The organism is Kushneria phosphatilytica, from assembly GCF_008247605.1.
GTDB lineage: Bacteria > Pseudomonadota > Gammaproteobacteria > Pseudomonadales > Halomonadaceae > Kushneria > Kushneria phosphatilytica.
This window is the reverse complement of sequence record NZ_CP043420.1, coordinates 441,107-455,600: the sequence shown is the minus strand read 5'-3', so window position 1 is coordinate 455,600 and position 14,494 is coordinate 441,107. Positions and strand designations below refer to the sequence as shown.

The 14,494-nt window shown below is 61.4% G+C and carries 12 protein-coding genes and 1 tRNA gene; 6 read left to right on the top strand and 7 right to left on the bottom strand.

Translation table 11 applies throughout. The features are described from left to right. Nucleotides 1-144 precede the first annotated feature (144 nt). The gene (locus tag FY550_RS01990; RefSeq protein ID WP_407657384.1) at nt 145-1,323 is read left to right on the top strand and encodes an efflux RND transporter periplasmic adaptor subunit; all 1,179 of its coding nucleotides are present in this window, start codon (nt 145-147) and stop codon (nt 1,321-1,323) included. A gap of 66 nt (nt 1,324-1,389) precedes the next feature. Continuing rightward, nucleotides 1,390-4,560 (top strand): efflux RND transporter permease subunit, encoded by a 3,171-nt coding sequence (locus FY550_RS01985; RefSeq protein WP_070981227.1) that lies wholly within the window; start codon nt 1,390-1,392, stop codon nt 4,558-4,560. On the opposite strand, the gene FY550_RS01980 is transcribed toward FY550_RS01985, so the two are convergent. Continuing rightward, nucleotides 4,557-5,417, bottom strand: coding sequence for an alpha/beta fold hydrolase (locus tag FY550_RS01980; RefSeq protein ID WP_070981224.1), 861 nt, complete (start codon nt 5,415-5,417; stop codon nt 4,557-4,559). The genes FY550_RS01985 and FY550_RS01980 overlap by 4 nt on opposite strands. Nucleotides 5,418-5,919: 502 nt before the next feature. Between FY550_RS01980 and FY550_RS01975 the strand changes: the two genes are divergently transcribed. Further along, nucleotides 5,920-6,378 carry a hypothetical protein gene (locus FY550_RS01975; RefSeq protein WP_070981220.1) on the top strand — a complete coding sequence of 153 codons (459 nt, stop codon included), beginning with the start codon at nt 5,920-5,922 and terminating at the stop codon, nt 6,376-6,378. A 52-nt stretch (nt 6,379-6,430) separates the two neighbouring features. Here FY550_RS01975 and mntP read toward each other — a convergent pair whose 3' ends face one another. Both mntP and FY550_RS01965 read right to left on the bottom strand, forming a co-directional pair. After that, nucleotides 6,431-7,015: a manganese efflux pump MntP gene (gene mntP / locus FY550_RS01970; protein ID WP_070981212.1), complete on the bottom strand. Its 585-nt coding sequence runs from the start codon at nt 7,013-7,015 to the stop codon at nt 6,431-6,433. 478 nt (nt 7,016-7,493) lie between these two features. Next, nucleotides 7,494-8,036, bottom strand: a complete 543-nt coding sequence (locus FY550_RS01965) for a TetR/AcrR family transcriptional regulator (protein WP_149054320.1) — start codon at nt 8,034-8,036, stop codon at nt 7,494-7,496. A 143-nt stretch (nt 8,037-8,179) separates the two neighbouring features. Here FY550_RS01965 and FY550_RS01960 point away from each other — a divergent pair, with 143 nt between their 5' ends. Next, on the top strand, nt 8,180-8,773 hold the full coding sequence (locus FY550_RS01960) for a LysE family translocator (RefSeq protein WP_070981211.1): 594 nt from the start codon (nt 8,180-8,182) through the stop codon (nt 8,771-8,773). Nucleotides 8,774-9,071: 298 nt separating this feature from the next. Here FY550_RS01960 and FY550_RS01955 read toward each other — a convergent pair. Beyond that, a tRNA-Arg gene (locus tag FY550_RS01955) sits at nt 9,072-9,148 on the bottom strand. Nucleotides 9,149-9,359: 211 nt separating this feature from the next. Here FY550_RS01955 and FY550_RS01950 point away from each other — a divergent pair. Both FY550_RS01950 and FY550_RS01945 read left to right on the top strand, forming a co-directional pair. Continuing rightward, nucleotides 9,360-11,243 (top strand): potassium transporter Kup, encoded by a 1,884-nt coding sequence (locus FY550_RS01950; protein WP_070981844.1) that lies wholly within the window; start codon nt 9,360-9,362, stop codon nt 11,241-11,243. 60 nt (nt 11,244-11,303) lie between these two features. After that, a complete protein-coding gene (locus tag FY550_RS01945; RefSeq protein WP_070981210.1) occupies nt 11,304-12,224 on the top strand; it encodes a restriction endonuclease in 921 nt (306 codons plus the stop codon). A 24-nt stretch (nt 12,225-12,248) separates the two neighbouring features. Here the strand turns inward: FY550_RS01945 and FY550_RS01940 are convergent, their stop codons facing one another. The 3 genes from FY550_RS01940 to FY550_RS01930 all read right to left on the bottom strand — a co-directional run bounded on the left by FY550_RS01940 (nt 12,249) and on the right by FY550_RS01930 (nt 14,462). Continuing rightward, on the bottom strand, nt 12,249-12,809 hold the full coding sequence (locus FY550_RS01940; protein ID WP_070981205.1) for a histidine phosphatase family protein: 561 nt from the start codon (nt 12,807-12,809) through the stop codon (nt 12,249-12,251). Nucleotides 12,810-12,971: 162 nt separating this feature from the next. Next, nucleotides 12,972-13,130, bottom strand: coding sequence for a YqaE/Pmp3 family membrane protein (locus tag FY550_RS01935; protein ID WP_070981203.1), 159 nt, complete (start codon nt 13,128-13,130; stop codon nt 12,972-12,974). Nucleotides 13,131-13,268: 138 nt separating this feature from the next. Continuing rightward, nucleotides 13,269-14,462, bottom strand: a complete 1,194-nt coding sequence (locus tag FY550_RS01930; RefSeq protein ID WP_070981199.1) for an MFS transporter — start codon at nt 14,460-14,462, stop codon at nt 13,269-13,271. Nucleotides 14,463-14,494: the final 32 nt, after the last annotated feature.

Genomic DNA, 14,494 nt, shown 5'->3' with positions numbered 1-14,494 from the left:
CAAGGCTTATCGATCTATCGTCTGTTGTCTGTCAGGGGCGCCGGTTGATGCTGCGCCCTACGACGACCCGGGGAATAACGCTGCCGATCCGCCACAAGCGGGCGACACCACCACCATCGAGGCCCGCTCATGAACGTCTACCCGATGTTCCGCGCCCTGCGCCTGCCGCCGCTGGTGCTGGCCACTGCACTGCTGGGGTCGATATTGCTGACGGGGTGCGACTCCCAGGCGGAAGAAGCGCAACAGGCGCCACCGTCACCCGAGGTCAGCGTGGCCGAGGTGTTGGTACAGGGCGTGCGCTACTGGGATGAATTCACCGGCCGTATCGAGGCGGTGGAAACGGTTGAACTGCGCCCGCGGGTCGCCGGCTATATCGAGCGCATCAATTACACCGAAGGGCAGCTCGTCAAGGCAGGCGATGTGCTGTTCGTCATCGATCAGCGCCCCTACCAGGCAGCGCTCTCCCGGGCCCGAGCCGAACTTCAGCGGGCCGAGGCCAACGCGCGGCTGGCACGCATTCAGGCCTCGAGAGCCGAGACGCTGGCGAGCAACCGCGCCATCTCTCGCGAAGAACTCGATCAGCGCCGGGCCGCCAGCGCCCAGGCCACCGCCGATGTACTGGCTGCGCGGGCCGATGTCACCACCGCCAGCCTGAACATGGAGTACACCGAGGTGCGTGCGCCCATTAGCGGACGCACCGGGCGCGCGCTGATCACCGTCGGCAATCTGATCTCCGATACCTCCCTGTTGACCACCATTGTCTCGCTGGATCAGGTCTACGTGTACTTCTACGCCGATGAGCAGAGCTACCTGCACTACGATGCGCTGGCCCGGTCAGGCAAGCGGCAGAGCTCTCGTGATGAGCCCACCCCGGTGCGGGTGGGTCTGGCCTCGGACAGCGGCTACCCCTACGAGGGGCGGGTGGACTTTGTCGATAACCGGCTCGATACCGCGGCGGGCACCATCCTGATGCGGGCCGTGCTCGATAATCGCGACGGGCGCTTCTCCCCCGGCATGTTCGCCCGCGTGCAACTGCGCGGCGGCGGCGAACAGAACGCCATTCTGATCGATGACAAGGCGGTGCTGACCGATCAGGACCGCAAGTTCGTCTATGTGGTGAACGACCAGGGCATCACCGTGCGCAAGGACATCCAGCCTGGGCGCAAGGTCGATGACTTGCGGGTGGTGGTTTCCGGTCTTGCCCCCGGTGATCGCATCGTGGTGCGCGGCGCGCAACGGATCTTCTTTCCCGGCGCCCCGGTCTCCGCCCGGAGCGTGCCCATGCGCGAAGTGCCATCAACGCCCCAGCTCTCCTCGAACTGACCGCCCTCCCGGTGAGGAGCTCATAACCATTTCGCCAGCTCCGGCCTGACGTGGGAGTAACGCTTCATGGATTTTGCGAAGTTCTTCGTCGACCGGCCGATTTTCGCTGCAGTGCTGTCGATCGTGACCTTCACCATTGGACTGATCACGATTCCGCTGCTGCCGATCAGCGAGTATCCCGAAGTGGTGCCGCCCACCGTTCAGGTACGCGCGATCTACCCGGGCGCCAACCCCAGGGTCATCGCCGAAACCGTAGCAGTGCCGCTGGAGGAAGAGCTCAACGGCGTCGAGAACCTGATGTACATGAAGTCGGTAGCCGGCTCCGATGGCGTGCTGCTGATGACGCTGAGCTTCCGGCTTGGCACTGATCCGGACGATGCCCAGGTACAGGTACAGAACCGGGTGGCCCAGGCGCTGGCGCGACTCCCCGAGGATGTGCGCCGCCAGGGCGTAACCACAGAGAAGCAGTCGCCCAATCTGACCCTGGTCCCGCAGCTGATCTCCCCGGATGGGCGCTATGACAGTACCTATCTGCGCAACTACGCGGTGCTGCACGTGCGTGACGAACTCGCCCGCCTCCCCGGCGTCGGGCAGGCCATGCTGTTCGGTGCCGGCGATTACGCCATGCGAATCTGGATCGACCCGGATCGCGCCGCGGCCCGCGGGCTCACCGCCGGCGATATTCTCGCCGCCATTCGTGAACAGAACGTACAGGTCTCGGCCGGCCAGCTCGGCGCACCGCCCACCCCCGAGCCCTCGGATTTTCTGATCTCCATCAATGCCCAGGGGCGTCTGACCACCGAACAGGAGTTCGGCAACATCATCGTCAGAACGGGCAGCGATGGTGAGGTGACCTATCTCCATGACATCGCGCGTATCGAACTTGGCGCCAGCGAATACGCGCTGCGCTCACTGCTCGACAACGACCAGGCGGTCGCGATCGGGATTTTCCAGGCCCCCGGCTCCAATGCCATTGCGCTATCCGATAGCGTGCGCAGCAAGATGGAAGAGCTCTCCCGCTACTTCCCGGAGGGGGTCGAGTATCGGGTGGTTTACGATCCCACGGTGTTCGTACGCGACTCCATCTCCTCGGTCATTCATACCCTGGTCGAAGCGGTGCTGCTGGTGGTGCTGGTGGTCACGCTGTTTTTGCAGACCTGGCGCGCCTCACTGATTCCTCTGCTGGCCGTGCCGGTCTCGATCGTGGGCACCTTCGCGGTACTCTTCCTGCTGGGGTTTTCAATCAATACCCTGACCCTGTTCGGGCTGGTGCTGGCCATCGGCATCGTGGTGGATGACGCCATCGTGGTGGTGGAGAACGTCGAGCGGAACATCGCTCGCGGGCTGGCGCCGCGTGCCGCCGCGCATCAGGCCATGAGCGAGGTCAGTGGACCGATCATTGCCATCTCGCTGGTGCTGTGTGCCGTCTTCGTGCCGATGGCCTTTCTGGAAGGCGTCACCGGCCAGTTCTATCGTCAGTTTGCGGTCACCATTGCCATCTCCACGGTGATTTCGGCGATCAACTCGCTGACGCTTTCGCCGGCGCTCGCGGCACTGCTGCTGCAGCCGCACGATGCACCCCGGGATTTTGCCTCCCGATTGATCGATCGGCTGTTTGGCTGGATCTTCCGGCCCTTCAATCGCTTTTTCGGTGCTTCCGCTGAACGCTACCAGAGTGCCGTGACCTTTACCCTGCGCCGGCGCGGAATCATCTTCGCGGTCTACCTCGTGTTGCTGGCGGGTACCGTGACCATGTTCCAGGTGGTGCCCGGCGGCTTCATCCCGACGCAGGACAAGATGTATCTGATCGGGGGGACCCGGCTGCCCGAGGGGGCTTCGCTGGATCGAACCGAAGCGGTCGTGCGCAAAATGACCGAACTGGCACTCGCTACCGAAGGGGTAAGTTCCGCCGTTGCCTTCCCGGGCCTCAATCCGTTGCAGTTCACCAATACCCCCAATACCGGCACGATTTTCTTCGGGCTCGATCCGTTCGACGGGCGCACGCGCAGCGCCGAGGCAATCACTGCCGAGCTCAATGGCAAATTCGGCGCCCTGCAGGAGGCCTTCAGCTTCGCCTTCATGCCGCCGGCAATTCTGGGGCTGGGCACCGGTTCGGGCTTCTCGCTGTTCGTGCAGGATCGCGCCGGACTCGGCTACGGTGAATTGCAGCAGGCCACCAACAGTCTTTCGGGGGCGCTGTCGCAAACACCGGGCATGGGGTTTCCGATCAGCTCCTACCAGGCCAACGTACCGCAGCTGGATGCCGCGGTGGATCGTACCAAGGCCAAGAGCCAGGGCGTGGCGCTGACCGATCTGTTCGAGACACTGCAGGTCTATCTGGGCTCGGCTTACGTCAACGATTTCAACCGCTTCGGCCGCACCTGGCAGGTGATCGCCCAGGCCGACGCTGCCTACCGCACGGACGTTGAAAGCATCGCCAACCTGCGCACCCGCAACAGTCAGGGAGAGATGGTGCCCATCGGCAGCATGCTGAAGCTCAGCAACACCTATGGCCCCGATCCGGTAATTCGCTACAACAGCTACCCGGCCGCCGACCTGCTGGGCGAGGCCGACCCGCGCGTGCTCTCCTCCACCCAGGCCCTGACGGCGGTCGAACAGATTGCAGCGAAGGTGCTGCCGAGTGGCATGGGGTTCGAATGGACCGATCTGAGTTATGAGCAGGTCAACCAGGGCCATGCCGCCCTGGTGGTCTTCCCGCTGGCCGTACTACTGGTACTGCTGGTACTGGCCGCACTCTATGAGAGCTGGACGCTGCCGCTGGCCGTCATCCTGATTGTACCGATGTGCATGCTCTCGGCGTTGCTCGGCGTATGGTTCAGTAATGGCGACAACAACATCTTCGTGCAGGTCGGGCTGGTGGTACTGATGGGGCTGGCCTGCAAGAACGCCATTCTGATCGTCGAGTTCGCCCGCGAGCTGGAGCTGCAGGGGCGCGGCATTGTCGACGCCGCTCTGGAAGCCTGCCATCTGCGACTGCGACCGATCCTGATGACCTCGATCACCTTCACCGCTGCCGTGATCCCGCTGGTGCTCGCCACCGGCGCCGGGGCCGAAGTACGCGCGGCCCTGGGCACTGCGGTGTTTGCCGGCATGGTCGGCGTTACCCTGTTCGGGCTGTTTCTCACCCCGGTGTTCTATGTAGCCCTGCGCAAGCTGGTGGAGTGGCGCCGTGCCTCGCGAAACGAGACGGCATCAGCAGAGGGTGACGAGGATTAGGTGCTGTCTGAAAAATCGATGAGCGCCCGGGCCAGCGCTTCAGGCGCCTCCTCGGCCATGTGATGGCCGCAGTCGATCCCATGGCCCACCAGATGAGTGGTCCATGGCCGCCACACTTCGAGTACATCCCCATAAAGCCGCTCAAGATCATCGCGTAGCGACCACAGCACCATGGCCGGGCACTGGATGCGCCGCCCCTGCTCGCGATCTTCCCGATCGTGAAGGTGATCCAGGCTCAGGCCGGCACGATAGTCCTCGATCATGCCGTGCACGGTGGCCGGGTCATGGATGGCGCGGCGGAAATCCGCATACGCCTCCTCCCCCATCGCTTCGACAGCGCCACCGTACCAGGCATCCGGATCAGCCAGGATGGCGCGTTCGGGCTTCTCGGGTTGCGCAAAAAAGAACCAGTGCCACCACTCAGCCGCAAAGCGAGCATCGCAGCGCTCGAGTGCTTCCAGAATGGGCACGCCATCAAGCATGACCGCCCGCTCGATGTGCTCGGGGTAATCCATGGCGGTGCGAAAGGCCGTATAGCTGCCCCGGTCATGGCCGACAATGCTGAAACGATCGAACCCCAGCTGCTGCATCAGTTCAACGCAGTCGCGGGCCTTGGCGCGTTTGGATGACCCGGCGTGATCCAGCGTATCCAGCGGCTTTGAAGAGGCACCGAACCCTCGCAGATCCGGGCACACCACTGTGAAGTGTGGTGCCAGTATCGGCGCGACCTGATGCCAGGTGGCATGCGTTCGAGGATGGCCGTGGAGCAGTAAGATCGGGGGCCCGGAGCCACCATACCTGACACGCAGGGTCGCTTCGGATAACTCGATCATCTCCAGCCGGAACCCCTCGAACATCTCTGCCCCTCTCACGCCTCATGTGTTGTCAGCTCAGGGTAGCCCAATGCCGGCCAAGCGTTGGTGCCGCGCCAGAGCCCCTCACTATCGAAGTCTGGGGATCACTCATTGCGCACATCAGGTAGCCACCGCAGGCGTGCGGCAGTGCAGTAGTGGAAAAAGCGCCAATCGCCATCTATTTGAAAGAGATGACAGTGCCCTGGAAAAGACCCTTTCCAAAAGATTAAAACCAGTAACAAAATATTAGTATTTGTAACTCTTGCAGTGGGCGATCATCCATGGAAGGGCACAAACTGTCATGAAAGTGCGTTATTACGCGAAGCAGAGGCGAGGCCCGGCCAGGGGCATTCCAATCGAAACCGATCATGCGACCTTTGCCAGCATGCCCGAGCATGGCCAGACCACCTTCCATGGAGAGATGACAACCTCAACTTATCGCACCAGCGCTGACGGCCATGTTGTCGTTGAGCGGCGGGTGAGCAGCACATAGAGGGTGTTGATCATGAGCCTGAATGGACGTAGTGCTCTAACCCATCATTGGCAGAGCGCCAATCACAGTATTCATCGTGGACAAATGGATTTGCGAGATGAATACATCAACAAGCACCGAACCGCCATACGCGAGCGTGTCGGCCGGGCATTGGCCAAACAGCTGGCGCTATCCGGTATGCAGGCAGAGTTCTTCGTGCAGGGGTTCACGGGCATCACCCTCCGACAGGGCACCCCGTATCGCATGGGGTGTGAAGCCGAATTCAATGAGGGTCGAAAAGCCATGACCACGAAGCTGGCACGGCAGATTGATGGCCTGGCCTACGCCTCTTTAAGAGCTACTCCGGCGCAGATGCAACAACTGGACCTGCTTACCACGGAAGAACTGACCGGCCTGGGGAGCATGGAGGAAGTACTGGCGCTGGATAAATGGCTTCAGGCCATGGAGAACGACGACGCCAGGCAGAAATGAGCCCACGAGCCTGCCGGTTCTCTGTATAGCTCCCGGCAGCTCTGAAAGGGGGCTAGCCCACGGCCCCCGAAAGATGCTCATAGAGAATGCTGGCGCCAATCATGATCAGTACCACGCCCCCCAGGATTTCGGCCATCCGACCGATAGCCTGCTTCAGCACCTGACCGAGCGACACACCCACGATGGTCATGAGGGTCGTCGCCAATCCTATGGCCAGTGCTGCCAGCAGAATATCCACCTCGGCAAATGCCAGCCCAACCCCGACCGCCATGGCATCCAGACTGGTCGCAATGGCGGTCAGAATCAGGCTGCGGGAAGAGTGCCGGCTCTGTGCCCTGCCCTTGCCTGAAGCTGTTTCGTCCTTCGAGGCAAGGCCCTCGTAAATCATGCGCAATCCGAGGATCAGCAACAGGGTAAAGGCCACCCAGTGATCCCACTCGCTGACAAAGCGACTGGCCAGTGACCCGATGCCCCAGCCGATTAGCGGGGTGATCGTCTCCACGGCGCCAAAGATCAGCCCAGTGCGCAATATTTCGAACCAGCCCGGCCGACGCAGTGCAGTGCCCTTCGCCAGGGATGCCGCAAACGCATCGGTCGACATGGCCAGGGCGAGGATCGCCATGGAAATCGGGGTCATGATTCAACCGTGGAAAACATGCAAGGGAAGGATTACCTCAATGAGGGGCCACCCTACAGGCAACTATTTTAAAAATCCAATAAAAACATGAATTTATAGAGGTAAACAAACTTGCTTTCTGCAAGATTCAATCAACAGGTTATGATCGTTACAGCCCGTTTTTATTGATGCATTCATTCAAGACCTGGTCGCAGCCACTTACTTTTTGAATAAAGCAAAAAAGCACAACCCAGGTTTAAAAATAATGGAAGAGTTATAGTTCTTTGGAGGTGCCTTTCGGTAACTCAGGCAACGCGGCGGGAGTTCAAGAGGAAGAAGCGGCGCCCGAGGCAGGAGTACAGCATAGCGCAGGGATTGCTCTTACCCTGCGCCTTGCCAGCCAGCTCATCGATCAAGTAGTAACAACAGCCACTGCTGCTGGCGAAACCGGCTTTATCTCATCACGGCTGATCATCAGTCCCTACGGACGAGATGACGGTCAAAGACGCAGCAGTCTGGCCGCTATCTGCTTTGCTCGCTCAACCGGTTCCAGGTTGCCCTCACGTAGCACGCCCATGACGGCACCATCGATAAGCAGCTGAAAATCGCAGGCGAGTTCGTGACTCGGTGAGTAGCCGGCTTGCTCGAGTACCCGAGCAATGATCTGTATCTGAGCCAGCTTGTGCCCTCTGGCAATGCGGTGGGTTTCGCTGCCACGGTCGGCAGCTTCCACCATGGCGTTGATGAAGGCACAGCCCCGAAAGTCGGCTTGTCCGTAGCGCTCGGCGACAACATCGAACACACCCAGGGGTGAGCTGTCATTTGCGGCAATACCTGCCTCGAGGGAGGCCAGGGTCATCTCATTACGGTGGCGTAGCACGGCATGCACCAGTGCGTCCTTGCTTTCGAAGTGACGATAAAACGACGCACGTCCGACTCCGGAAGTTTCAATCAACTCACTGATGCCGACCGTATTGATGCCTCGTTGATAGAAGAGCGCTTCCGCAGTCGCAATCAGTCGTTCACGCGCCTGGATCGGCATGGCGTTCATCCTCTGCGATATTGACATTGGATGGTAATGATCAGTACCGTTTTGAGCAAACGGTACTGATCGGTTCCGACCTGGGTTAGCGTTTCACGGTCGTTATCACTTTGAGCAGACCGTGTTCAGGGATGAAGAGACCCATGTCGCAACTCACCACACTCGCAATCACTGCACTGCTCCTGTTCGGCTCACCAGGGCCGGGGCCCATGACCATCGTGGCAACCTCCGCCACATTTGGCGTTTACAAGACACTCTCACTCTATGCGGGCATGCTGACCGGGCTGGCGATTTCGATGGTGGCTTCTGCCCTTGGCCTGGCGGCGCTGCTCTCGGCCTGGCCGGGTGTAAAGCTGACACTGCAGATCGTGGGCGGGCTCTACGTGCTCTACCTCGCCTATCGTATTGCGACCACGCCCCTCGACACCAACGCAGCCGAAGGCGCCCGCCTGACAATGCGCGATGGTATTTTCCTCAACGTTCTGAACCCGAAGTCCTACGCGGTATTACTGGTGGTCTACTCGCAGTTTTTACTGCCGATATCGCCAGCGACCATGGCTTACGTTGCCACCATGGGGGTTTGTCTGGCGGTTGCCGGTTGCACCAATATCTTCTGGATGTGTGTCGGCGGCGCCATCCGACCGCTCGTGCAACGCCCTCTCTTCTCCAGATTGCTACGTCTTGCCTTCGCACTGCTGATGATCGGGGCTGTCTTTTGGGCCTTCATTCAGAGTTGAGTGCCTGTTCGTCATCCGAGAGAACCATGGCCGCTACTGCCTGGCCCTGAAGGGGAAATCCTGAGTTCGAGTCCCGAACCATCGGATAGGGTCAGCTTATCGCCGGGCCTGGTGTTCTCGATCTGGCGGGCAGTTAGCGGCATGCGTGGTGGTATACGGAGCTTTTCTAACTGGCAGGTAAGCCAGTTAGCATGCCGGATTCGGCAGGAAGTGCTCGGATCGCCGAGGATCAGAATCCTTTAAAAGGTCGCGATTCAGTGTCTTGAAGAACTTGCAAGGACTACTCAGGAAGGTCGGATGGCGCCCGAGGCAGGACTCGAACCTGCAACCCACGGCTTCGAAGGCCGTTGCTCTATCCAGTTGAGCCACTCGGGCGCTTGGATCGCCAAGGCGACCGGCGCACATTCTAACGGGTATTGGGCGCGCTGGATACCCGCTCTCCGATAACGGTTCTTCCAGGCACGTTGTGAACCCGTTCGGCAGGGTCATTTTCGACACCCGCAGCGCCTTCTTTCCGAGGGTTGCCGTTATGCCGGCAGAGGCGCAGGATGCCGATTATCGTTCCCGGGGAATGCCCTCGCTGATCATGACAACCTCGACCGCTTCACTGCCCCATCGCACCATGCCGGGCCTGATTGTGGCGACCATTGGTGTGGTCTATGGCGATATTGGCACCAGCCCGCTCTATACCCTGCGCGAAGTCTTTACCGGCGGCTATGGCGTGCGCCCGGATGAAGCGGGCGTGCTGGGCATCCTGTCGCTGATTTTCTGGTCACTGCTGTGGGTGGTGTCGCTGAAGTACGTCATCGTCGTACTGCGTGCCGACAATGAGGGCGAAGGCGGCGTGATGGCGCTGACCGCGCTGGCGCGTCAGGCCGTCTCTCATCACGGTGTTCGTGAAGGGCTGATCCTGCTGGGGCTGGTGGGCGCTGCCCTGCTCTACGGCGACAGCATGATCACGCCTGCCATCTCGGTACTTTCGGCGGTCGAGGGCGTCGAGGTCGCCTACCCGGCCATCGATCACTGGATCGTGCCGGTCGCACTGATCATCCTGATCGGCCTGTTTGTATTGCAGCACAAGGGCACGACGGTCATCGGCCGGTTGTTCGGCCCACTGATGCTGGTGTGGTTTACGTCACTGGCCGCTCTGGGTCTGATGGCTATCCTGCAAACGCCCGAGGTGCTGCTGGCGCTCAACCCTGGCTATGCCGTCGGCTTTTTCACTGCTCATCCGGGCATCGGAATCGCCATCCTCTCGGCTGTCGTGCTGGCCCTCACCGGGGCCGAGGCGCTCTATGCCGACCTGGGTCACTTCGGGCGGCCGCCCATTGCTCGTGCCTGGTTTCTGGTGGTACTGCCGGCGCTGCTGCTGAATTACTTCGGCCAGGGCGCACTACTGCTCGAGCAGCCCGAGGCGATTCGCAATCCGTTCTATCTGCTGGCGCCCGAGTGGGCACTCTGGCCACTGGTCGTGCTGGCCACGCTGGCGACCATCATCGCCTCACAGGCGGTGATTTCGGGGGCCTTCTCGATCACCTATCAGGCCATCCGCTTCGGCTATCTGCCGCGCATGAGTGTCCATCACACCTCACGCCTGGAGCGCGGGCAGATCTACATGCCACTGGTCAACTGGTTGTTGATGGCCGGCGTGGTAGCCCTGGTGGTGGGCTTTGCCAGTTCAACCGGGCTGGCAACGGCCTACGGTATTGCGGTAACCGGCACCATGCTGATCACCACCCTGTTGCTGGGGGTGGTGATGCTGCGGGTCTGGCACTGGCCAGGGTGGCTGGCCATTCCGCTGCTGATCGGCTTTGTGCTGGTCGATACACTCTATTTCAGCGCCAATATCGCCAAGCTCTTTCACGGCGGAGCCTTTCCGGTCCTGGCGGGTGCTGGGCTGTTTCTGCTAATGAGTACCTGGCGGCGCGGGCGCCGATTGCTCGAGGCACGGCAGATGCAACCGGGGCTCTCACTGGAGGGGCTGATCACCAGTCTCCAGCGCGACCCACCCCACCGGGTGGAGGGCACAGCGATTTTCCTGAGTGGCCGCACAGACATTCTGCCGCGTGCGCTACTGCATAACCTGATGCACAACCAGGTGTTGCATCGCCAGGTGGCACTGCTGACCGTGGTGACCGAAGATCGGCCCTTCGTACCGATCAGTGAACGTGCCGAGTGCCAGAGCTTCGAGTTCGGCTTTTATCGCATCGTGCTGCACTTCGGCTTCATGGAATACACCGATGTGCCCGGCGCGCTGCGTTACTGCCACTGCCCGGGGCTGACCTTCGAGCCGCTGCGCACCACCTGGTTTCTCACCCGTGAGACACTGATTGCGAACAAGCGAATGGGCATGGCGCGCTGGCGAGAGCGGTTGTTCTCCTTCATGCTGAAAAATGCCCAGAGCAACATGCAGTACTTTCACCTGCCCCCGCACCGGGTGGTGGAGCTGGGCAGTCAGCTGGAGGTCTGAACCAGCCCCTGCCGCGCCCTGAATGTTCACCCATCACAAGGAGTGTAACGCCTCCCCATCATGCCGATTCCCGATTTCCAGTCGCTGATGCATCCACTACTGCTGCTGACCGCCGATGGCCGCGATCATCTGCTGCGGGAGAGCTATGCACCACTGGCGGAGGCTTTCGAACTGAGCGCCGCCGAGCGCCATCAGCTCAACCCCAGCGGCCAACAGTACCTGTTCAACAACCGGGTCACCTGGGCGGCCAGCTATCTGCGCAAGGCAGGGTTGCTGGCTTCCCGTGGGCGTGGAGTGGTCGCCATTACTGCGGAAGGGGAACAGGCGCTGCAAGAGACAGCGCGCGTCGATCTGGCCTATCTGATGCGCTTCGAGTCCTTTCGCGAGTTTCGGCGCCGTACCAACGGCGCCGCTCGTGCCCAGCGGGCCCCGGCCGCCGATGAGCTCGACGGCGAAATGGAGAGCCTGACCCCGCTGGAGAGCATGGAGGTGTCATGGCGAGCCATCCGCGCCGATCTGGAACTCGACATGATCGAGCGGATGCAGCAGATCCATCCGGCGCGCTTCGAACAGCTGGTGGTCGATGTGCTGATCACCATGGGCTATGGCTGCGGTCAGGGCTCCGGGCAGAGCGTGGGCCAGAGCAGCGACGGCGGCATCGACGGGATGATCAACGAGGACCCACTGGGGCTGGAGACCATCTACCTGCAGGCCAAGCGCTGGGTGAATCCGGTAGGCCGGCCGGATATCCAGAAGTTCTCCGGCGCCCTGGCTGGCCGGCGCGCTCGCAAGGGCGTGTTCATCACCACCTCACACTTCACGCGTGAGGCGCAGGAGTACGTAACCCAGCTGGAGAGCCGCATCATCCTGATTGACGGCCAGCAGCTCGCCCGGTTGATGATTGATCACAATGTGGGCGTCACCACGGTCGATCGCTTCGAGATCAAGCGCCTGGACAGCGACTACTTCCTGGATGAGTAATGCCGCATCGGCGCGCATTCAGGGTTACTCAGCAGAGGTCAGCGCCACACCGCTGCAGCGCACCCGCCAGCGTGTGCCGTCCTCCAGTCGGGTCAGGGTCAGTGGCGCAATGTCCAGCCCGAAATAACTGCGCGCCGGTGCCTCCATGGCGACAATCACAAAGGCACGAATCACCTCGGCATGGGTCACCATCAGGGTGTGGCCATTGCCCACCGTCTGAAGTCGCGACGCCGCACGCTGACAAAGCTGCTCGACCGATTCCCCGCCATGGGGCGCAGAGGCCGGGTCACGCATCCAGCGTGCCAGCCCATCAGGGTCGTCACGCGCCAGGGTCTCCCGTGATACCCCCTGCCAGTGGCCGATGTCGAGCGCTTTCAGAGCCGGATCAATAGTCGCTTCCAGTGCCAGCCATTCGGCCGTCTGGCGCGCCTGACACTCCGGCGCACAAAAGCACGCCTCCACCGATAACCTTTCCAGCAGCGGTGGCGCATGGATGGGCTGTACGATCGGCTCATCGCCGGCCAATCGGCCGGGGCGGTACGCAGCAGTGGCTGCCGGGGCAATCAGGGTCAGACGACGCGACATCGGGGGTCCTTGAAAATCGCGGGAGCAGCATCAGCGGCACAGAATGAAGGACCACGAGCGAGATGCAAGACTGACGCAGGCCCCTTCCGGCAACCCAACGCGAAAAGCCCCGGTGAGACCGGGGCTTTTCCTGCAGGCAGAACACATGAGGCGGAAAGGTGCTCAGCGCGTGGCGATGATCCAGACCGCGTGAATGATGCCCGGAATATAGCCGAGGATGGTCAGCACAATGTTGATCCAGAACTGCAACCCGAAGCCGACCTGCAGAAAGACGCCGACCGGCGGCAGAATGATCGCCAGAATAATGCGGATGATATCCATATCACTCCTCTTGGAAACGTTTCCTGTAAACCCCAGAGCATAGCTGTTTAACACAGCTTGGCCAGCACTGCCTGAACGCTCCGTGAAACGGCAGCTTCAGGTGGCATGACACCTATCTGCGGGCGCCAGGCCACTTATTCAATCGATCATTCGTCGATAGCCGTATGCCCAGATGAGCGTTGCCAGCACCGCCAGCGCCAGCCCAAGCCAGACCACCCCGGTCCAGCCGGCATGCCCATAGACCGCCGCCGAGGCTAGCGAGCCGAAGGCGCCCCCGAGGAAATAGCTGGTCATGTAGCCGGCGTTGAGACGATTGCGCGCGGTACTGTCGAGTCCGTAAATCAGGTTGAGATTGGTAATGTGGACACTCTGCAGTGCCAGGTCGAGCAGGATAATCCCTGCTACCAGCGCGATCAGACTCCAGCCGGCAACGCCAAACAGCGCCCAGGCGATGACCATCAGCGCCATGCCGGCCGTGGTGACCAGGGAAGCATACCCCTGATCTGCCAGAGTGCCGGCCCGACGCGCCATCAGCGCCCCGGCGGCACCGGCCAGGCCAAACAGCCCGATGGTAGCATCGGAAAAGTGCCAGGGCGGCCCGGAAAGCAGGAAGGCCAGCGATGTCCAGAGTACGCTGAAGGTGGCGAAGAACAGAAAGCCCAGCGCGGCGCGCAGCCGGTACAGCGGATGACGGCGGAACAGGGTGGCAATCGAGCGCAACAGTTGCCCGTAGGAAAGCCCGGCAGACTGATGAAAACGTGGCAGCATGCGCCACAGCGCCAGCGTATTGATCAGCATCAGGATGGCGGCCACCCAGTAGATGGTGTGCCAGTCCCCCAGTGAAGAGAGTGCCCCGGCGACGGTGCGTGCCAGCAGAATGCCCAGCAGCAATCCGCTCATGACGGTACCGACCACCTGACCACGCCGCTCGGGTCGAGCCAGAGTCGCGGCAAAGGGCACCAGCACCTGAGCTACCACCGAAAACACACCCGTCATGGCGGTGCCCAGCAGCAGCATCGCCAGAGACTCGGCGCTCGCGCTGATCAGCAGCCCCAGTGCTGCCAGCAGCATCATGATGACGATCATCCGGCGCCGCTCGAACAGATCCCCCAGCGGTACCAGCAATAGCAGCCCGGCGGCGTAACCGCCCTGCGCAGTGGTGACAATGATCCCGGCGCTGGAATAGGACAGCGCCAGTTGATCAGCGATGGTATGCAAAAGCGGCTGAGCATAATAGTTGCTGGCAACGGCCAGCCCGGTGGTCACCGCCATCAGCAGCACCAGTGCCGGGCTGAGCGATGAATCGGCAGGCGCGTGTTGGGTACCCGACATGGGCGTTCCTGTCTCTGTGATAGTGAAATGCT

What these genes read in the sequence shown, in the direction of transcription:
- FY550_RS01990 (WP_407657384.1), top strand. Translation starts at nt 145, where the DNA reads ATGTTCCGCGCCCTGCGCCTGCCGCCGCTGGTGCTGGCCACTGCACTG.
- FY550_RS01985 (WP_070981227.1), top strand. Translation starts at nt 1,390, where the DNA reads ATGGATTTTGCGAAGTTCTTCGTCGACCGGCCGATTTTCGCTGCAGTG.
- FY550_RS01980 (WP_070981224.1), bottom strand. Translation starts at nt 5,417, where the DNA reads ATGTTCGAGGGGTTCCGGCTGGAGATGATCGAGTTATCCGAAGCGACC.
- FY550_RS01975 (WP_070981220.1), top strand. Translation starts at nt 5,920, where the DNA reads ATGAGCCTGAATGGACGTAGTGCTCTAACCCATCATTGGCAGAGCGCC.
- mntP (WP_070981212.1), bottom strand. Translation starts at nt 7,015, where the DNA reads ATGACCCCGATTTCCATGGCGATCCTCGCCCTGGCCATGTCGACCGAT.
- FY550_RS01965 (WP_149054320.1), bottom strand. Translation starts at nt 8,036, where the DNA reads ATGCCGATCCAGGCGCGTGAACGACTGATTGCGACTGCGGAAGCGCTC.
- FY550_RS01960 (WP_070981211.1), top strand. Translation starts at nt 8,180, where the DNA reads ATGTCGCAACTCACCACACTCGCAATCACTGCACTGCTCCTGTTCGGC.
- FY550_RS01950 (WP_070981844.1), top strand. Translation starts at nt 9,360, where the DNA reads ATGACAACCTCGACCGCTTCACTGCCCCATCGCACCATGCCGGGCCTG.
- FY550_RS01945 (WP_070981210.1), top strand. Translation starts at nt 11,304, where the DNA reads ATGCCGATTCCCGATTTCCAGTCGCTGATGCATCCACTACTGCTGCTG.
- FY550_RS01940 (WP_070981205.1), bottom strand. Translation starts at nt 12,809, where the DNA reads ATGTCGCGTCGTCTGACCCTGATTGCCCCGGCAGCCACTGCTGCGTAC.
- FY550_RS01935 (WP_070981203.1), bottom strand. Translation starts at nt 13,130, where the DNA reads ATGGATATCATCCGCATTATTCTGGCGATCATTCTGCCGCCGGTCGGC.
- FY550_RS01930 (WP_070981199.1), bottom strand. Translation starts at nt 14,462, where the DNA reads ATGTCGGGTACCCAACACGCGCCTGCCGATTCATCGCTCAGCCCGGCA.